The 16,094-nt window shown below is 39.8% G+C and carries 12 protein-coding genes and 2 tRNA genes; all 14 read left to right on the top strand.

What is annotated here, in order from left to right; all coding sequences use genetic code 11:
* Positions 1-435: 435 nt before the first annotated feature.
* The 14 genes from ettA (at position 436) to ABLA33_RS01955 (ending at position 16,064) form a co-directional block, all read left to right on the top strand.
* Complete coding sequence (gene ettA, locus ABLA33_RS02020) at positions 436-2,133, top strand: energy-dependent translational throttle protein EttA (RefSeq protein ID WP_347719041.1); 1,698 nt, start codon at positions 436-438, stop codon at positions 2,131-2,133.
* Positions 2,130-2,660 (top strand): nucleosidase, encoded by a 531-nt coding sequence (locus ABLA33_RS02015; protein WP_347719044.1) that lies wholly within the window; start codon positions 2,130-2,132, stop codon positions 2,658-2,660. Before ettA ends, ABLA33_RS02015 begins: the two co-directional genes overlap by 4 nt.
* 297 nt (positions 2,661-2,957) lie before the next feature.
* The gene (locus tag ABLA33_RS02010) at positions 2,958-3,521 is read left to right on the top strand and encodes a DUF6359 domain-containing protein (protein ID WP_347719040.1); all 564 of its coding nucleotides are present in this window, start codon (positions 2,958-2,960) and stop codon (positions 3,519-3,521) included.
* Positions 3,522-3,628: 107 nt separating this feature from the next.
* A tRNA-Ser gene (locus ABLA33_RS02005) sits at positions 3,629-3,715 on the top strand.
* A 9-nt stretch (positions 3,716-3,724) separates the two neighbouring features.
* Positions 3,725-3,796, top strand: a tRNA-Glu gene (locus ABLA33_RS02000).
* Positions 3,797-3,868: 72 nt separating this feature from the next.
* A complete protein-coding gene (locus ABLA33_RS01995; protein ID WP_347719039.1) occupies positions 3,869-4,528 on the top strand; it encodes an HD domain-containing protein in 660 nt (219 codons plus the stop codon).
* Positions 4,529-4,743: 215 nt separating this feature from the next.
* A complete protein-coding gene (locus tag ABLA33_RS01990; protein WP_347719038.1) occupies positions 4,744-6,033 on the top strand; it encodes a GLUG motif-containing protein in 1,290 nt (429 codons plus the stop codon).
* Positions 6,034-6,142: 109 nt separating this feature from the next.
* The gene (locus ABLA33_RS01985) at positions 6,143-8,206 is read left to right on the top strand and encodes a S8 family peptidase (protein ID WP_347719037.1); all 2,064 of its coding nucleotides are present in this window, start codon (positions 6,143-6,145) and stop codon (positions 8,204-8,206) included.
* A 345-nt stretch (positions 8,207-8,551) separates the two neighbouring features.
* Positions 8,552-9,199, top strand: a complete 648-nt coding sequence (locus ABLA33_RS01980) for an HAD family phosphatase (RefSeq protein ID WP_347719036.1) — start codon at positions 8,552-8,554, stop codon at positions 9,197-9,199.
* A gap of 41 nt (positions 9,200-9,240) precedes the next feature.
* Positions 9,241-10,059 (top strand): 3-methyl-2-oxobutanoate hydroxymethyltransferase, encoded by an 819-nt coding sequence (gene panB / locus ABLA33_RS01975; RefSeq protein ID WP_311489925.1) that lies wholly within the window; start codon positions 9,241-9,243, stop codon positions 10,057-10,059.
* Complete coding sequence (locus tag ABLA33_RS01970) at positions 10,040-11,236, top strand: hypothetical protein (RefSeq protein ID WP_347719035.1); 1,197 nt, start codon at positions 10,040-10,042, stop codon at positions 11,234-11,236. Before panB ends, ABLA33_RS01970 begins: the two co-directional genes overlap by 20 nt.
* A 139-nt stretch (positions 11,237-11,375) precedes the next feature.
* Positions 11,376-14,915 (top strand): isoleucine--tRNA ligase, encoded by a 3,540-nt coding sequence (ileS, locus tag ABLA33_RS01965; protein WP_347719034.1) that lies wholly within the window; start codon positions 11,376-11,378, stop codon positions 14,913-14,915.
* Between the two features lie 124 nt (positions 14,916-15,039).
* On the top strand, positions 15,040-15,429 hold the full coding sequence (locus tag ABLA33_RS01960) for a TraR/DksA C4-type zinc finger protein (RefSeq protein WP_311489928.1): 390 nt from the start codon (positions 15,040-15,042) through the stop codon (positions 15,427-15,429).
* Positions 15,430-15,431: 2 nt separating this feature from the next.
* Positions 15,432-16,064 (top strand): lipoprotein signal peptidase, encoded by a 633-nt coding sequence (locus ABLA33_RS01955; RefSeq protein ID WP_347719033.1) that lies wholly within the window; start codon positions 15,432-15,434, stop codon positions 16,062-16,064.
* The last annotated feature ends 30 nt before the right edge of the window (positions 16,065-16,094 follow it).

Raw genomic sequence — 16,094 nt, 5'->3', positions numbered from 1 at the left:
ATTTCTCAAGGAGAAATTTTATTTTCTATACTACAAATTTTATTTTCTCCTTGACAAATTAAAAATACAATAAGGGAATTTTCAAATACGATAAGGCTATTTGCTGACATCTTTATCGTATTTTCGAACGGAATAAAGAAAAAAACGCCTTCATCCTATAGATTTTACCGCAAAGTTGAGTTACAATCTGTAGAAAAAGCACCTTTTTCTGGCAAAATAAGAACTCCTTCTTTAACTTTTTGTAAGACTTTCATCCAGAGTGAGTATTTACACTGTCAAGAAAAAAGAATAAAATTATTGATAGATGTAGAAGATACATAAACACAGGCTGATGTTTCTTTTATTTCTACATCCAACTAACGTTGTTTGCTCTCTCTTTCAAGTTTGCTACTATATTAGTATCTTTGCAACCACTAATTAAAACTCGAATTCGCTATGCCAACAACAGACGACAAGAAAGTTATTTTTTCTATGGTTGGATTATCCAAAATAATCCGACAAAACAACAAGCAAGTACTTAAAAATATTTATCTCAGTTTCTTCTATGGAGCTAAGATTGGTATCATTGGTTTGAATGGTGCAGGTAAGTCTACTCTTCTTAAAATCATTGCTGGACTTGATACGGACTATCTAGGAGATGTTGTCTTTGCCCCTGGATATACCGTAGGTTATTTACCACAGGAACCGCAGTTAGACGACTCTAAAACGGTAAAAGAACTTGTGCAAGAAGGCGTTCAAGAACAAGTTGACGCCATGAAGGAGTACGAGGCTATCAATGATAAATTTGGTTTACCTGAATATTATGAGCATGAGGACAAGATGAACGAACTCTTTGCCCAGCAGGCTAAATTGCAGGACTATCTTGATTCACACGACGTGTGGAATCTAGATAGTCGCTTGGAGCGCGCTATGGATGCCTTGCGTTGTCCGCCTGTTGACCAGAAAGCAGAGAGTCTTAGTGGTGGTGAACGTCGCCGTGTGGCTCTTTGCCGTCTGCTTCTGCAAGAACCAGACATTCTTCTCCTTGATGAGCCTACCAACCATTTGGACGCAGAAAGCATCGACTGGCTTGAGCAGCATTTGAACCAATACAAAGGTACAGTCATTGCAGTTACCCACGACCGTTATTTCTTGGACGATGTGGCAGGCTGGATTCTTGAGTTGGACAGAGGCGAAGGTATTCCTTGGCAGGGTAATTATTCCAGTTGGCTCGAACAAAAATCTCAGCGTATGCAGCAAGAAGAAAAAGTTGCTAGTAAACGCCGCAAAACACTTGAGCGAGAATTGGAATGGGTACGTATGGCGCCTAAAGCGCGTCATGCAAAAGGTAAGGCTCGCTTGAATAGCTACGACAAACTGCTCAATGAAGATCAAAAGGAAAAAGAGCAGAAGCTTGAAATCATGATTCCTAATGGACCACGTCTTGGTAACAAAGTTATTGAAGCCATCCATGTGCAGAAGTCCTTTGGTGAGAAAACATTGCTCAATGATTTAAACTTCATGCTTCCGCCTAACGGCATCATTGGTGTTATAGGTCCAAATGGTGCAGGTAAGACAACTTTGTTCCGAATGATTATGGGCCTAGAGAAGGCCGATGCAGGAGATTTTAGTGTGGGCGAAACGGTGAAGCTGGCTTATGTAGATCAGCAGCACAAAGATATTGACCCTGAAAAGTCTGTATACGAAGTCATCAGCCAGGGCAATGAGCTTATGCGTCTTGGAGGGCGCGAAATCAATAGTCGTGCTTATATCAGTCGCTTTAATTTTAGTGGTGTAGACCAGCAGAAGAAATGTGGCGTACTTTCTGGAGGTGAGCGTAATCGCTTGCATTTAGCTTTGGCATTGAAGCAAGAAGGTAATGTGCTACTCCTTGATGAACCTACCAATGATATAGACGTGAACACACTGCGAGCACTCGAAGAAGGCTTAGAGGCCTTTGCAGGTTGCGCCGTAGTTATTAGCCACGACCGTTGGTTCTTGGATCGTATATGTACGCATATCCTAGCTTTTGAGGGTAATGGTGAAGTATTCTTCTTTGAGGGCGGATTCTCCGACTACGAGATAAACAAGGCAAAACGTCTGGGACAAGAAGCTTCTAAGCCTATTCGATATCGCAAGTTGATGGAAAACTGATGAAAATAGTTGTAACTTTTGCTATAGAGGAAGAGGTTATAGATGTCCCTCTAAAAGATGCCTTTATCGTTCCTATCGTGACAGGTATTGGTAAAGCTAACGCAGCATTTTCTCTAACGCGTGCAGTTCTACTTGAAAAGCCTGATATGGTTCTTAATATTGGCACAGCAGGCACACAGAAACACTCTGTAGGTGATGTCTTTGTTTGTGACCACTTTATAGATAGAGACCTTTCACTCCTCAACCTTCCTGGAATTACATCAGAGTTGCATACAGAGCATCTTCTCTTCAATCCGTATGGAGTAGTCAATACAGGCGATGACTTTGTCACAGATAGCGAAGTTCTGCACGGGGATGTCATCGATATGGAAGCCTTTGCTGAGGCTTTGGTCTGCAAAAAAATGAATATTCCTTTTGTTTCTGTCAAGTATATAACGGATATTGTTGGAAAGAATTCTCTAAAAGCTTGGGAGGATAAACTCTCTGATGCACGCAAAGGTTTGCAACGTTTCTTTGAGTCGTGCTAGAACAACCATGTTACGAAGAGTAGGGGAGTGTTTCTTCTTACTTAGCACTTCTAAACAAACTTCGTTCTTTCATATTTTGTGAATTTTGTGTTTTACTTATAGTAAATCGCGAGTGCTATATAAACGTATTACTATGTTTTTTCATAGTAATACGTTTATTCTTTGATTCTCGTAAAGCAGTATTTCCCAAAGAATAGAAGGAATATTTTTGTCATTTTCTAAAATTCTAAAAAAGCATCTTTATTTTATCTTTTTCTCTAGAAAAAAGTTTAGTTTTGCAACATACACCGTTATCCTATGGTACACAAAATCTTATCACTCCTTATTTTTAGCCTCTTCTTCTATAGTTGTGGTAAAATAGACCTACCCGATCCTCCGAAGAAAGGAGATAAAAACGAACCAGGAAAAGTAGACCCTCCACATCCCTCTCAGCATTCAGACACTATATCTGTTACGGAGGCACTAACGACGGCTAATGATTCCACCTATTATACAATAGTGGGGTACATCGTAGGTTATGCCAGCAGAGGACATAAAGGTTTTGTTTTAGACTTACCTTCTGAATCTGTCGCGTGTATTTTACTCGCAGATACAAGGAATAGCACAGATTATCTGCTTCCCATAAATATAGGTAGTCCCAATACCGAATCTCGCAAACAGCTGGATCTTTATATCCACCCAGAGAACCTAGAACGCAAAATAATGGTTAGCGGATATTTAGAAAAATACTACGGAGTGCATGGGATAAAGAAGCTTCGAGCTTTTGAATTTCTTGAAGATACAGATTCTGTTTCGCAGCAGGAGAAGACCTCACAACTTCCTATATTAGATACTCGAGAGCAGATTTTAGAGGGAAGATAGTAGATTTTTATATTTTTTTCTACAAAATCTTTGGTAGATAAAAATTAAGTTCTACCTTTGCACCGCGTTTGACAAGAACGCTGGTTAATTCGCTTAGCGGAATCCAAGGAAGTTTGGGTGAGTGGCTGAAACCAGCAGTTTGCTAAACTGCCGTACGGGTTACCGTACCGGGGGTTCGAATCCCCCAGCTTCCGCTAATATTTGGCGCTTTCATCTAACGGTTAGGATACATGCCTCTCACGCATGGTATACGGGTTCGATTCCCGTAGGCGCTACAAGAAAGAGAATCCTAGTGATTCTCTTTTTGTTTACATCTTGTCATGAATAAAACTTAAAACAATAATGCTATGACCAATGAAGAAATGCAAAAGAACAAGGAGATCTTCCAACAGTTGTGTAAAGAATTTATAAAGCGTGAGGGTATTTTGAATCTTCTTGAATATCTTAATACAACTGATTTCTATGTAGCTCCGACTTCCACTAATTATCATTTGAACGAACCTGGTGGACTTTGTAAACACTCCATCAATGTTTTCCAAACGGCGTGTGGTATCTATGATGCAATTCTTGCTCCAGCTCTCAAAGAAAAGCGTGCTTGCTTTATAAAAGAAATAACGATGGAGAGTATTGCAATTGCAACACTTCTCCACGATCTTTGTAAGGTGGGACTCTATCATCAGACTGAGCGTTTCAAGAAAGATGAAAATAATCGTTGGGTAACATATCTTGGCTATGAAATTAATGACAACTTTCCTTTAGGCCATGGCGAGAAATCCTGCTTGCTTCTTCATAGCTATATGAAACTAACAAAAGAAGAGATGCTCGCAATACGTTGGCACATGGGGGCTTTCGATTTAGGAGAACAGGGTTCTTCTAACCGTTTTAGTTTCTATAAAGCCCTCGAGCTTTCCCCACTCGTAACACTTGTTCATGCTTCTGATTTTCTTTCTTCTAATTGTTTAGAACCTACACGAAACTGGAAGGATTTAATCATACGCTATAGTTAAGAGAGGAGGATTGTTTATTAGTTGTAAAACAGTTTTTCTAATTTTTTATAAAAAGGTAATGGGACAGTTTTGTTTCCCTCTCTTTTTCTTTGTGGTATCTTTAAGTTATGATATATTTGCAAAATATCCTCTTTTCAAAAAGTCGTTAGACTTTTGAGTGAGGATGTGTTGGTATTGTTAAGTAATTATTTAATTCATTTTATAAACATAACTTTATGAAAAAATTCTACTTTTTATCTTTGATGTTTGCCTTAGCTCTACAGGCAACAGCACAAGTTTGGGACGGTGTGACCAGTCAGGTATGGACACGAGGTGAAGGTTCGCAGAGCAATCCTTATTTGATTGAGACTCCTGCACATTTAGCTTATTTTTCTGCAAGTATAGGTCGTGGTGAGGCATATGCGGGTAAGTATTTCCGCTTAGTTAACGATCTCAATATGGGCGATAAAGAGTTTCCTGTTATTGGCAAATATAATAAAAGTACAGACTCGCAAACTCAAGTGACTGTAGATAGTTCTTTCTACTTTAAGGGTACTTTTGATGGTAATCATAAGACTATCGACCATCTCCTAATTACTAAAGCTCCTGCTGCTACTGGTTCTATTGCAGGCCAAGCTCTTTCTTTGGGCGGTGTAGCTCTCTTCGCGTGCTCTACTGAGGGAACAGTTATTAAGAATGTAACGATTGGTGCAAATTCAATGATAAATGTAGACGGAGAAGTAGTAGGCAGTATTATCGGGAAGATGGAAGGCGGTTTATTAGAAAACTGCGTTAATCTTGGCACTGTAAAAGCTGGTACTATAGGTGGCGGATTAGTTGGAGCTACTACAGATGGTAGCATCATTCGCTATTGTGCCAACAAGGGAGTGGTTACTGTTGCTGGTATGGTCGCTGGCGGTATAGTTGGTCAGATTGAAAAAGGTACTACAATCTTGGCTTGTTATAATGCTGGTGCGGTGACGAGTGGTTATGTATATTGTGGTGGTATAGTAGGTGTTACTTACGATAACTCAGTAGTAAAAAATTGCTATAACACGGGCAAAGTAACGGCGGTTAAAAACTTCTTGAGTACGCCACATGCCATTATTGGCGATAATGATGCAGGAAAGACAACCACGGCTGATAATTACTATGTTGCAGCGCTTTCTGGTGTTGAGGAACCTCTTGCTACAGCAGTTACAGAAGCTGAGTTTAAGTCCAATGACATGATTGAAAAACTCAATAAGAATTTGGATGCAACTGTATTTGTAGCTGACAGTAAGAATAAGAATGGTGGTTTCCCCGCATTTGCATGGGAGCAAAGCGAAGTAACAGGTATTGCTGCAGCACAGATTCAGGCTAATATTGAGTTGAATGGCCGTAATATTTCTAGTTCTCAGTTGCTCACTATTTATGATTTGAGTGGTCATGTCGTGGTGAAGGGTAATAACGTAACATTGCCCGAAGGTGGAATCTACTTGATTTCTGCTCCCCAGCAACCTACAATGAAAGTTCTTGTGAAATAACCTCTCACATCGTAGATAGTATAAAGGGCTGCCGGCTCTTTCCGCCGGAAGTGTGGAAAGAGTTGGCAGTTTTGTTGGTTCTTAATTTATCCTCTTTATTCTTTTCGTTATGCGAAAGATTTTTCTTTTAACGGCATGTTGCCTCTCTCTCTCTCTGCCGATGCGTGCGCAACATCATATAGTTCTTTCTTCTAAGTTAGACGCGCGGGCTGCACAGCTCCTCTCTTCTTCTCGATTAGAACAATCAGCGAATATCGTTCATGCCTATATCACCTTAACTGATGATGCAGCAAAGGCGCAACTAGAGCAACAATATAGTATTCGTTTCAATGTGAGATGTGGTGATACTTATACGGCAGTCATTCCACGTTCTGCCTTGTCAGCTGTAGCAGCAGATGTGCGTGTTAAAGCTTTGTATGTTGGCGAGCAAATGAAATTGATGACAGACGAGGTGCGCAAGCAAATTCATGCTGATGCCTTGCAGTCTGGATCAGGCCTATCTACATCTTATACGGGAAAAGGCGTACTCATTGGTGTAATAGATATGGGCTTTGATTTTACTCATCCCAATTTTGCTGATGCCACAGGCCATTGCCGTATCCTCAATGTTTGGGATCAAAATGCTGTTGTTGCCCCATCGGGAGCATACGGCTATGGAAGTGTCTACAACTCCCCAGCTGCGATAAAAGCGGCCGCTCATGACAATACATCTGCTACTCATGGTACGCATGTAGCAGGTATTGCTGCAGGAAGTGGTATTACTCTCTATGGTGGTATGGCTCCTGAAGCTGACCTCGTATTAGTTTCTACGAATAGAACGGAGCAGGGAATTGTTGATGGTGTGGACTATCTATTGAAGTATGCAAAGCAGACTAATCGTCCTATTGCTATCAATGTGAGTCTTGGTACTATGATGGGTTTTAAGGATGGATCAGGACTTATGGCACGCATGGTGGATAGCCTCTTAACTGGTCAGCAAGGTTGTCTTATGTCTGTAGCTGTTGGCAATGAGGGGAATCGTAACTCAACATTGATAGGCCGTTCTGTAAAGAGTGTTTGGAAAGTTCCCGCAGCTGGGGCCGATCAACTTTTTGTAGAGACACGTCCTGGCGACTCTTGTAGCGTCCGTTTATTGTTGAAAGATAAAAATAGTAGTGAAGTATTTTTTGATCATACATTCTCAACTGGGAAAATATGGTCTGAACGCTATGACTCATTCGGAAGTGCTGATAAAACACGCGCTTCACTTGTAGCCTCTTGTATTAAAAACGATGTAACAGGAGCTTATGCTATATCCTTCCATGTGGGTTACTCGCAGCAATCATCTGAGGAATGGAGCGTGGAGATAGAAAGTACCAATCAGCGGGTTTTTGCTTATAGTAACAATGGCTATTTCTCAGCTGAAGGGTATGAAGGCTATGTTGATGGAACGAATAGTAGTACCGTAGCAATGACTGCCACTGGCAATGAGCCTATAGCTGTAGGTGCAACTGTTTCGAAGAATCGTTATGTCAGTATTTCTGGCGTAGAGACCATTAAGCCCTGGACAATCAGCGGACGCTATCCTCTTTCTGCTTTAGGTCCTTGTAGCGATGGCCGCATAAAGCCTGATGTGGTAGCTCCAGGAGCTTCCGTTGTTTCTTCCTATAATAGTTTTGCTGCAGCCCGCACGGTTAAAGGTGCTGATGTTGTGTATCGTAAGACTGTAGGTGGAAAAACGTTCTATTGGTATGTAGAAAATGGAACTTCTATGGCAGCTCCTACAGTTGCGGGAGTTATGGCCTTATGGTTACAGGCGAAGCCAACTCTGACAGCCGCAGAGGTGCGTACGTTGTTGGCTAAGACTTCCTACTATAACAGCAGTATGGGACAGTTGCCCAATAATCAATATGGTATGGGGCAAATCAATGCGTTGGCAGGTATGCGAGAGTTGCTAAATACAACGAGTTTGTCCGAGATACCTACTACGGCTTCAGCTCTTTACGCTTACGATGCTGTAACAGAAATGCTTAGTACACAAGCTACACGTTACATTTTTGTATATAGCATAGATGGCCAGCTTCTTTTACAAACTTCTCACCAGAATCTATCTCTTTCAGGGCTTCCTGCTGGCCTCTATCTCGTGCGTTTGATAGGTTTACAGGGGGAAGAAATCATCAAGCTGCGTAAATAAGTTATCGTTACTACAGAGTTATAATAAATAGCAGTAAACCTATATTCTGGAGAGATCTATTTATTAGATTTTGCTGTTTCCTTATGATGTAAACACATACTTAGAATTGCGTTGCAAAATTTTCTTTATATGATGATTTTCTTTCAAAACAATGAGATAAATTGTAGCTGGATAAAAGAAGCAAAGAATATGTTTGCCTTTTATTTAAGGTGTAGAAGAGAGTTGTTAGGTCTATAGAATGTAGTATATTTGCAGTTGTAGAAGAAGTAAAAAGAATGAAGTGCGAGAACATTGTCTTTATTAATCGATGTCTCGCGCTTTTTATAGTATTTTATTGATATTAATATGCAACAATTTATATATCTTTTCGATTGTGATGGAGTGATTCTGGATACAGAATCCCAATATAGTAAGTTCTGGGCACATATTGGAACACTATATTATCCTCAAATGCAAAGTTTTGCTGAAGATATTAAGGGAATGTCTCTCGTAGATATCTTTGATCGCTATTTTCCTGATGCATCACAGCAAAAAGAATTAAAACTACTTCTTGATGTATTCGAAGAGTCGATGGAGTATGCATATATTCCAGGTGTGGAGGAGTTTCTTAAATCTCTACGAGATAAAAGAGTGCGTACAGCCTTGGTTACAAGTAGTAACCACAATAAGATGGCTCATGTTTATGGCACTCTTCCAGAAATAAGAGATTACTTCGACTATATATTTACAGCTGAAGATATACAACGCTCAAAACCAGCTCCCGATTGTTTTATAAATGCTGCTAGAAGATTTGGTGTAGAGCCACAAAATTGCATTGTTTTTGAAGACTCTATCAATGGACTTACTGCTGCGAAAGAAAGTGGGGCTAAAGTGGTGGGGCTTACTACAACAAATACAGAACAAAAAATTATGTCTTTCTGCAATCTAATTCTTCCTAGCTTTATAGGGCGAACTCCAGACTCTATTAATGCTCATTTTGCTTTCTTATCATAAATGAGTAATTTTGCGCAGAAATAAAACTAACTAGATAGTATATGCCAGGATATTTGGTTGAAGACCAAAAAAAAGTAACGACTCGGAAAATTCGAGCTATGAAGGCAGAAGGAAAGCAAATAGCCATGCTGACTTCTTACGATTTTACAACAGCTAGAATTGTTGACCAAGCAGGAGTTGATATGATACTTGTAGGCGACAGCGCTTCAAATGTGATGGCAGGCAACGAGACTACAATTCCCATTACCCTTGATGAAATGATTTATCATGCTCGCTCTGTAGTTCGCGGAGTGAAGCGCGCTCTTGTTGTTTGTGATATGCCTTTCGGTTCATACCAAATAACCACTGAAGATGCCTTGCGTAATGCGGTTAGAATCATGAAAGAAACAGGAGTGGATGCTCTGAAGCTTGAGGGTGGAGCAGAAATTTCGGATTCAATTAGGAAGATGGTTACAGCAGGTATTCCTGTTTGTGGGCATTTGGGACTCACCCCTCAAAGCATTCATAAATTTGGCGGCTATGGTGTGCGTGCTAAAGAAGAAGCTGAAGCTACAAAACTGATTTTGGATGCCAAGGTTTTGGCTGAAGCTGGATGCTTTGCCATTGTTGTGGAGAAAATACCAGCAGATCTTACGCAAAAGGTCGCAGAGGCAGTTTCTGTGCCTATAATTGGTATTGGTGCAGGCTCTGCGGACGGACAAGTTCTCGTTGTTGACGATATGCTTGGAAAAAATGAAGGTTTTCGCCCAAAGTTTCTTCGCGTGTATGCAAATATAGCACAAGTGATGACAGATGCTATCGGGCAATATGTGACGGATGTAAAATCAGGAGATTTCCCCAATGAGCAAGAACGTTACTAACGAGTTAGAGAAAGTCTATCAAAAACGAGAAGGTGCATCGTTGGCGGTAGTGCTAATGTGCTTAGCCAATTTAATGCTCAATGCATACGTATATTCGTTAATCCCTATTATATATATGCAGTGGGGAGTGAAAACTACCATTTTTAGTATCTCTACCTTTACGATTGGACTTTTTCTTATAGGACCTTTAAACTCATGGTTTGTCGAAGCATTTCCTCGTAAAGCCGTTTGCCTAAAAAGTATCTTTTTATTGTTGCTTCCCTCTATTCTGTGTCTCTATGCAGTAGACTCCTCATGGGTGATACTTGTTTTAGGAGTTCAAGGGTTCTGTTTTGCTACTGCTCAAAATGCATTGTGTAATACGCTTATCAATGATTTGCAAGTATCAAGAAACAGAACGCGTGGGGACAATCTTCTCAATAAATTTGGGCACTTAGGGTTACCTTTGGGGTGGCTCTTAGGATTCTATTTGCCTATATTTTCAAAGCACTTTAGTACGATACCTATTTTTAGTTTTGCTGTCTCAGCTTCACCTATTATGATTGCTTTTTTAGCCGTGATTCTTATTCGGGTTCCATTGAAAGCTCCCATTCATGTTAGAGTTTTCTCAAGCGATCGCTTCTTACGCTTTTCTGCTTGGCCACTTTTCTTACTTACAGTTCTTGCTGCGACAATAGAAGGAGTGTATATCGGTTGCGGTCTTTCCTGGAATCCTGAGATGGTAGCTGCTAACGCCTTATATCTTGGAGGAGGGTTTCTAATTTCATTATTGCTTCAGAAAGTGGTGTTTGCAGATGCTGATACGCGTGCAGAATTTGTGAGTGGAGTTATTTTCATTTTAGGTGCATTATTACTCTTCTTGCACCCACTTGCTATAGTACATTCTGCTTCTTTTTTGCTTTTTGGTATTGGCACAGGTTTGCTTTCGGCTCGTCTTTTGATGTATTTCTTAAAACTTTCAGGACATTGTCAACGTGGTACTTCTCAGAATACGCATTTCTTAGGTTGGCATCTAGGTTTTGCCGTAGGTGTTATTGCAGGAATTACCATAAATAATAATAGCATAATTTATATTTCGTTTGTTCTATTGGCTATACTTTTTGCTATCTATTTGATTCTCATACATCCTTGGTTTGAGAAAAATAAGGATCGAGATTTTAAATTTAAAGGCTATTAACAGTAAAAATAGAAGTTTATAGGCTTTCTCTTACTATCAAAATATTACGCACGGATAAGTTGGGGATTTCCAAGAAAAAAACTTTGTACTTTGCTGTGATTGTACTAATTTCGCAAATCAAAAAAAATGTTTTGTCTATATGAAATTTAGAGAACATAAAGGACTAGATCTCTATAAGGTTAATCAAGAGGTTTTGAAAGATTGGGATAATTCGGACTTATTCCATAAAAGTATCGAATTACGAGAAGGGAATCCATCCTTCGTCTTCTATGATGGTCCTCCTTCGGCAAATGGTCACCCCGGTATTCATCACGTTATGGCGCGCACCATTAAGGATATGTTCTGTCGCTATAAGACAATGAAAGGCTTCCAAGTGGAGCGTAAAGCTGGCTGGGACACTCACGGACTTCCTGTAGAACTTGGCGTAGAAAAAGAATTAGGCATCACCAAGGTTGATATTGGTAAGAAAATATCAATTGAAGATTATAATGCTCAATGTCGTAAGAACGTTATGAAGTTTACTTCCGAGTGGGAAGAACTTACGCGTCAAATGGGATATTGGGCAGATATGAAACACCCCTACGTTACGTTCGAGAATTCATATATAGAGACGTTGTGGTGGCTGCTCAAAGAGCTCTATAAAAAAGATATTCTTTATAAAGGCTATACGATTCAACCTTACAGCCCCGCTGCAGGAACAGGTCTTTCAAGTCATGAGTTGAATCTTCCAGGTTGTTACCGCGATGTAAAAGATACAACAGTAACAGCCCAATTTAGTATTGTTGATCCCAAACCCGAAATGACGGAGTGGGGGAAACCCTTTTTTATTGCTTGGACAACAACTCCTTGGACTTTGCCTTCTAACATAGCTCTTTGTGTTGGCCCACAAATCGAGTATGTTTGTGTTCAGACTTATAATCCTTACACTGCAGAGAGAGTGAGTCTTGTTATGGCTCGTGATCTTGTTGCATCTTACTTTAAGCCTGAAGGTGCAGAAGCAGATATTAACATCTATGAAAAAGGTGATAAGGTGCTTCCATATCGTATTCTAGGCTCATGGAAAGGAATAGAACTTGAGGGTATGCATTATCTCCAATTAATGCCTTGGGTTCGTCCTTGTCAGAAAGTGGACAAGCATGCTCCTCAATATGTTCTTGATTACGCAGCTACGCATCCTGATAAGAAATTTACTGCAGAAAATGGGAAAGATGAATTTGTAGAAATGGCAGATTGTGCTTTCCGCGTCATCTTGGGTGATTATGTTACAACTGAGGATGGTACAGGTATTGTGCATATTGCTAGTACTTTTGGTGCTGACGATGCTCAAGTTGCCAATGTAGCAGGTGTTCCTCCTCTCTTCCTTATAAATAAGAAAGGTGAAACTCGCCCAATGGTAGACTTAGAAGGTAAGTATTATGTATTGGAGGAGCTTGATAATAACTTTATTAGTGCATGTGTTAATAAAGGTTTATATAGTCGCCATGCAGGTGATTATGTAAAGAATGCTTATGATCCGAAATTTAATGTCGGTGGTGTATGGGATTCAAAGGCTTCTGAAAAAGCAGAAGATTTGAATATTGTGATCTGCATGGAAATGAAGATGGAAGGCTTAGCTTTCAGCATTCAGAAGCATGTACATAATTACCCGCATTGTTGGCGTACAGATAAGCCTATCTTGTATTATCCATTAGATAGCTGGTTTATTCGCTCAACGGCCTATAAGGACCGTATGTCTGAACTAAACGAAACAATTCTTTGGAAGCCTACATCTACTGGTACAGGCCGTTTTGGTAAGTGGCTGGAGAATTTGAATGACTGGAACCTTAGTCGCTCTCGCTATTGGGGTACTCCTCTTCCTATTTGGAGAAATGATGACGATGAAGAAATATGTATAGGTTCAATTCAAGAGCTTTATGATGAAATAGAAAAGAGTGTCCGAACAGGAGTTATGAAGTCTAATCCTCTTAAAGATAAAGGCTTTGTTCCCGGCGATTATAGCGAGAACAACTATCATCTTATTGATTTACATCGCCCGTATGTAGATAATATAGTACTTGTTTCTGAAACAGGAAAAGCTCTCTATCGTGAGAAAGACTTGATAGATGTTTGGTTTGATTCTGGTGCAATGCCATTTGCTCAGGCTCATTATCCCTTTGAAAATAAAGAGGCAATAGACAGTCAAACAGCTTTCCCTGCTGATTTTATTGCAGAAGGTGTAGATCAAACACGTGGCTGGTTCTTCACGCTTCATGCCATAGCTACGATGGTATTCGACAGTGTTGCTTTCAAAAATGTCATTTCTAACGGACTTGTTCTTGACAAGAATGGAAATAAGATGTCCAAGCGTTTAGGTAATGCTATTGATCCATTTGCTGCGATTCAAAACTATGGCTCTGATCCCTTGCGCTGGTATATGATTACAAATTCTTCTCCATGGGATAATTTGAAGTTTGACGAAGATGGTGTTAAAGAAATTACACGTACGTTCTTTGGAAAACTTTTCCAAACGTATAGTTTCTTCTCCATGTATGCAAATGTTGATAATTTCGATGCATTAGCACCACAAATTCCTGTTTGCAAGCGTCCTGAGATAGACCGTTGGATTCTGAGTGAACTCAATACACTTGTCCTAAATGTTTCAAAAGATCTTGATGATTATGAACCCACTAAGGCAGGGCGACTCATTATGACTTTTGCAAATGATAACCTCTCTAATTGGTATGTTCGTTTGAACCGTAAACGCTTTTGGGCAGGAGAAATTGATGATGATAAACTCAGCGCGTATCAAACACTCTATACTTGTCTTGTTACCATTAGCCAACTGATGGCACCTATTGCTCCGTTCTATTCTGACGAGCTTTATAAAGACTTAACGACTCCTACAGGAAATATCCAAAGTGTTCATTTGACCGACTTCCCTGTATGTGACGAATCTCTTATTGATAAGGATTTAGAAACGCGTATGGAGATGGCACAGAAAATCACCTCAATGGTGCTTAGTCTTCGCAAGAAGGAACACATTATTGTTCGCCAACCACTACAAAAAATTTCTATTCCTGCGCTAAATCAAGAACAGAAAGAAGCTGTTGAAGCTGTAAAACAACTCATCTTGGACGAAGTAAATGTCAAGGATCTTGAATTTGTTGAAGGTTCAATGCTGGAAAAGACGGTGAAATGTAATTTCCGCGTAATGGGTAAGAAATTTGGCAAGCAAATGAAAGCTGTTTCTGCTGCAGTGGCCAATATGTCGCAAGCAGAAATTGCAACACTTGAGAGAGAAGGTAACATTTTACTTCCGCTTGGGAATGGATCTGCTCTTATCGAACTTCAAGATGTTGAAATCATTAGCGAGGATATTCCAGGATGGACCGTTGCCAATGATGGTTCCTTGACGGTAGCTCTCGATTTAGAGCTTACAGAGGAACTTCGTCAAGAAGGTATTGCTCGTGAAATAGTAAAGCGTATTCAAGCTTATCGCAAGGACAGTGGTTTTGAAATAACTGATCATATTAAAGTCGCTTTCCAGGATGAACCAATATTGAAAAAAGTTCTCAACAAGTATGCTGACTACATAGCAGGGCAAGTCCTTGCAGATGCTCTTACTGTCTCTCCCTCTGTTGATGGATTTCTTTTAGAATTGGATATGCTCAAAGTTATTATGAACATTGATAAAGCATAAAATCTTATCCTTTCTATCTTCCCCTGATGAGGGAAGGTAGGAGGGGTTATTAGTCTATAAAATTTATAAATTAAAGTTCAAGTGGATATATATCCGAGAAGAACAGTAAATACCCAACACATCTATGCCAGACAAGACGCGCTACAGCGATGAAGAACTCGGAGAGTTCCGCCAGCTCATTCAAGAGAAATTAGCTCTTGCTACACGTGAGTATGATGAAATTATGGATATTTTAATGAATAAAGATTCCAATGATGTAAACGATGAAATGCCAACTTATAAGGCTCTAGAAGAAGGTAGTTCTGCCCATACAAGAGAGGAACTTACCAATATGGGAGCTCGACAACTTAAGTTTATCCAAGGTTTAAAAGCCGCTTTGGTTAGGATTGAAAATAAAACTTATGGTATTTGTCGTGTTACAGGGAAATTAATACCAAAAGAACGTCTCCGTGCTGTTCCTCACGCAACAACTAGCATTGAAGGAAAGATGATGGAGCAGCAACGTAAAGGTTAGGAATGGATACAACTATGCTAAAACAAGCATCAACTCGGAAAAGATGGATGGTGGCTATGGCCATCATCCTTTTTGTACTGATTGCCGATCAAATAATAAAGTATCTGGTAAAGACCAATATGCATCTTCATGACCACATCGATATAACTTCGTGGTTTCAGATTTTTTTTACAGAAAATAAGGGCATGGCTTATGGCATGGCATTCAGTGGTACATGGGTGTTGACAATTTGTAGACTTATAACCGTTGTCCCCTTATTTTGGATACTAACTCGAATTATTAAGAAGCAGCTACCTTTTGGACTTATAGTATGCTTAGCAATGATTATAGCTGGAGCAATGGGCAATATTATCGACAACTGCCTATATGGTCTTTTCTTTACAGAGAGCTATCCTGCAGATCTTGATATGCCTACTGCACATGTAGTACCTTTAGGGCAAGGTTATGGTCATTTTCTTGACGGTAAGGTTGTTGATATGTTTTATTTCCCTCTCTTTACCTGGCCACAGTGGATGCCTATTTTAGGAGGAAAAGTTTTTTTCAACGCTATATTTAATTTTGCAGATAGTAGCATTTCTTGTGGTGCTATTGCTTTGCTTCTTTTCTATTCACGCTTCTTTCATACAAAGCCATAAAAAGAATAAAGTGTTCATTTTTAATGTTTT

This window comes from uncultured Alloprevotella sp., from assembly GCF_963536905.1.
GTDB lineage: Bacteria > Bacteroidota > Bacteroidia > Bacteroidales > Bacteroidaceae > Alloprevotella.
This window is presented reverse-complemented; position numbering and strand designations above follow the sequence as displayed.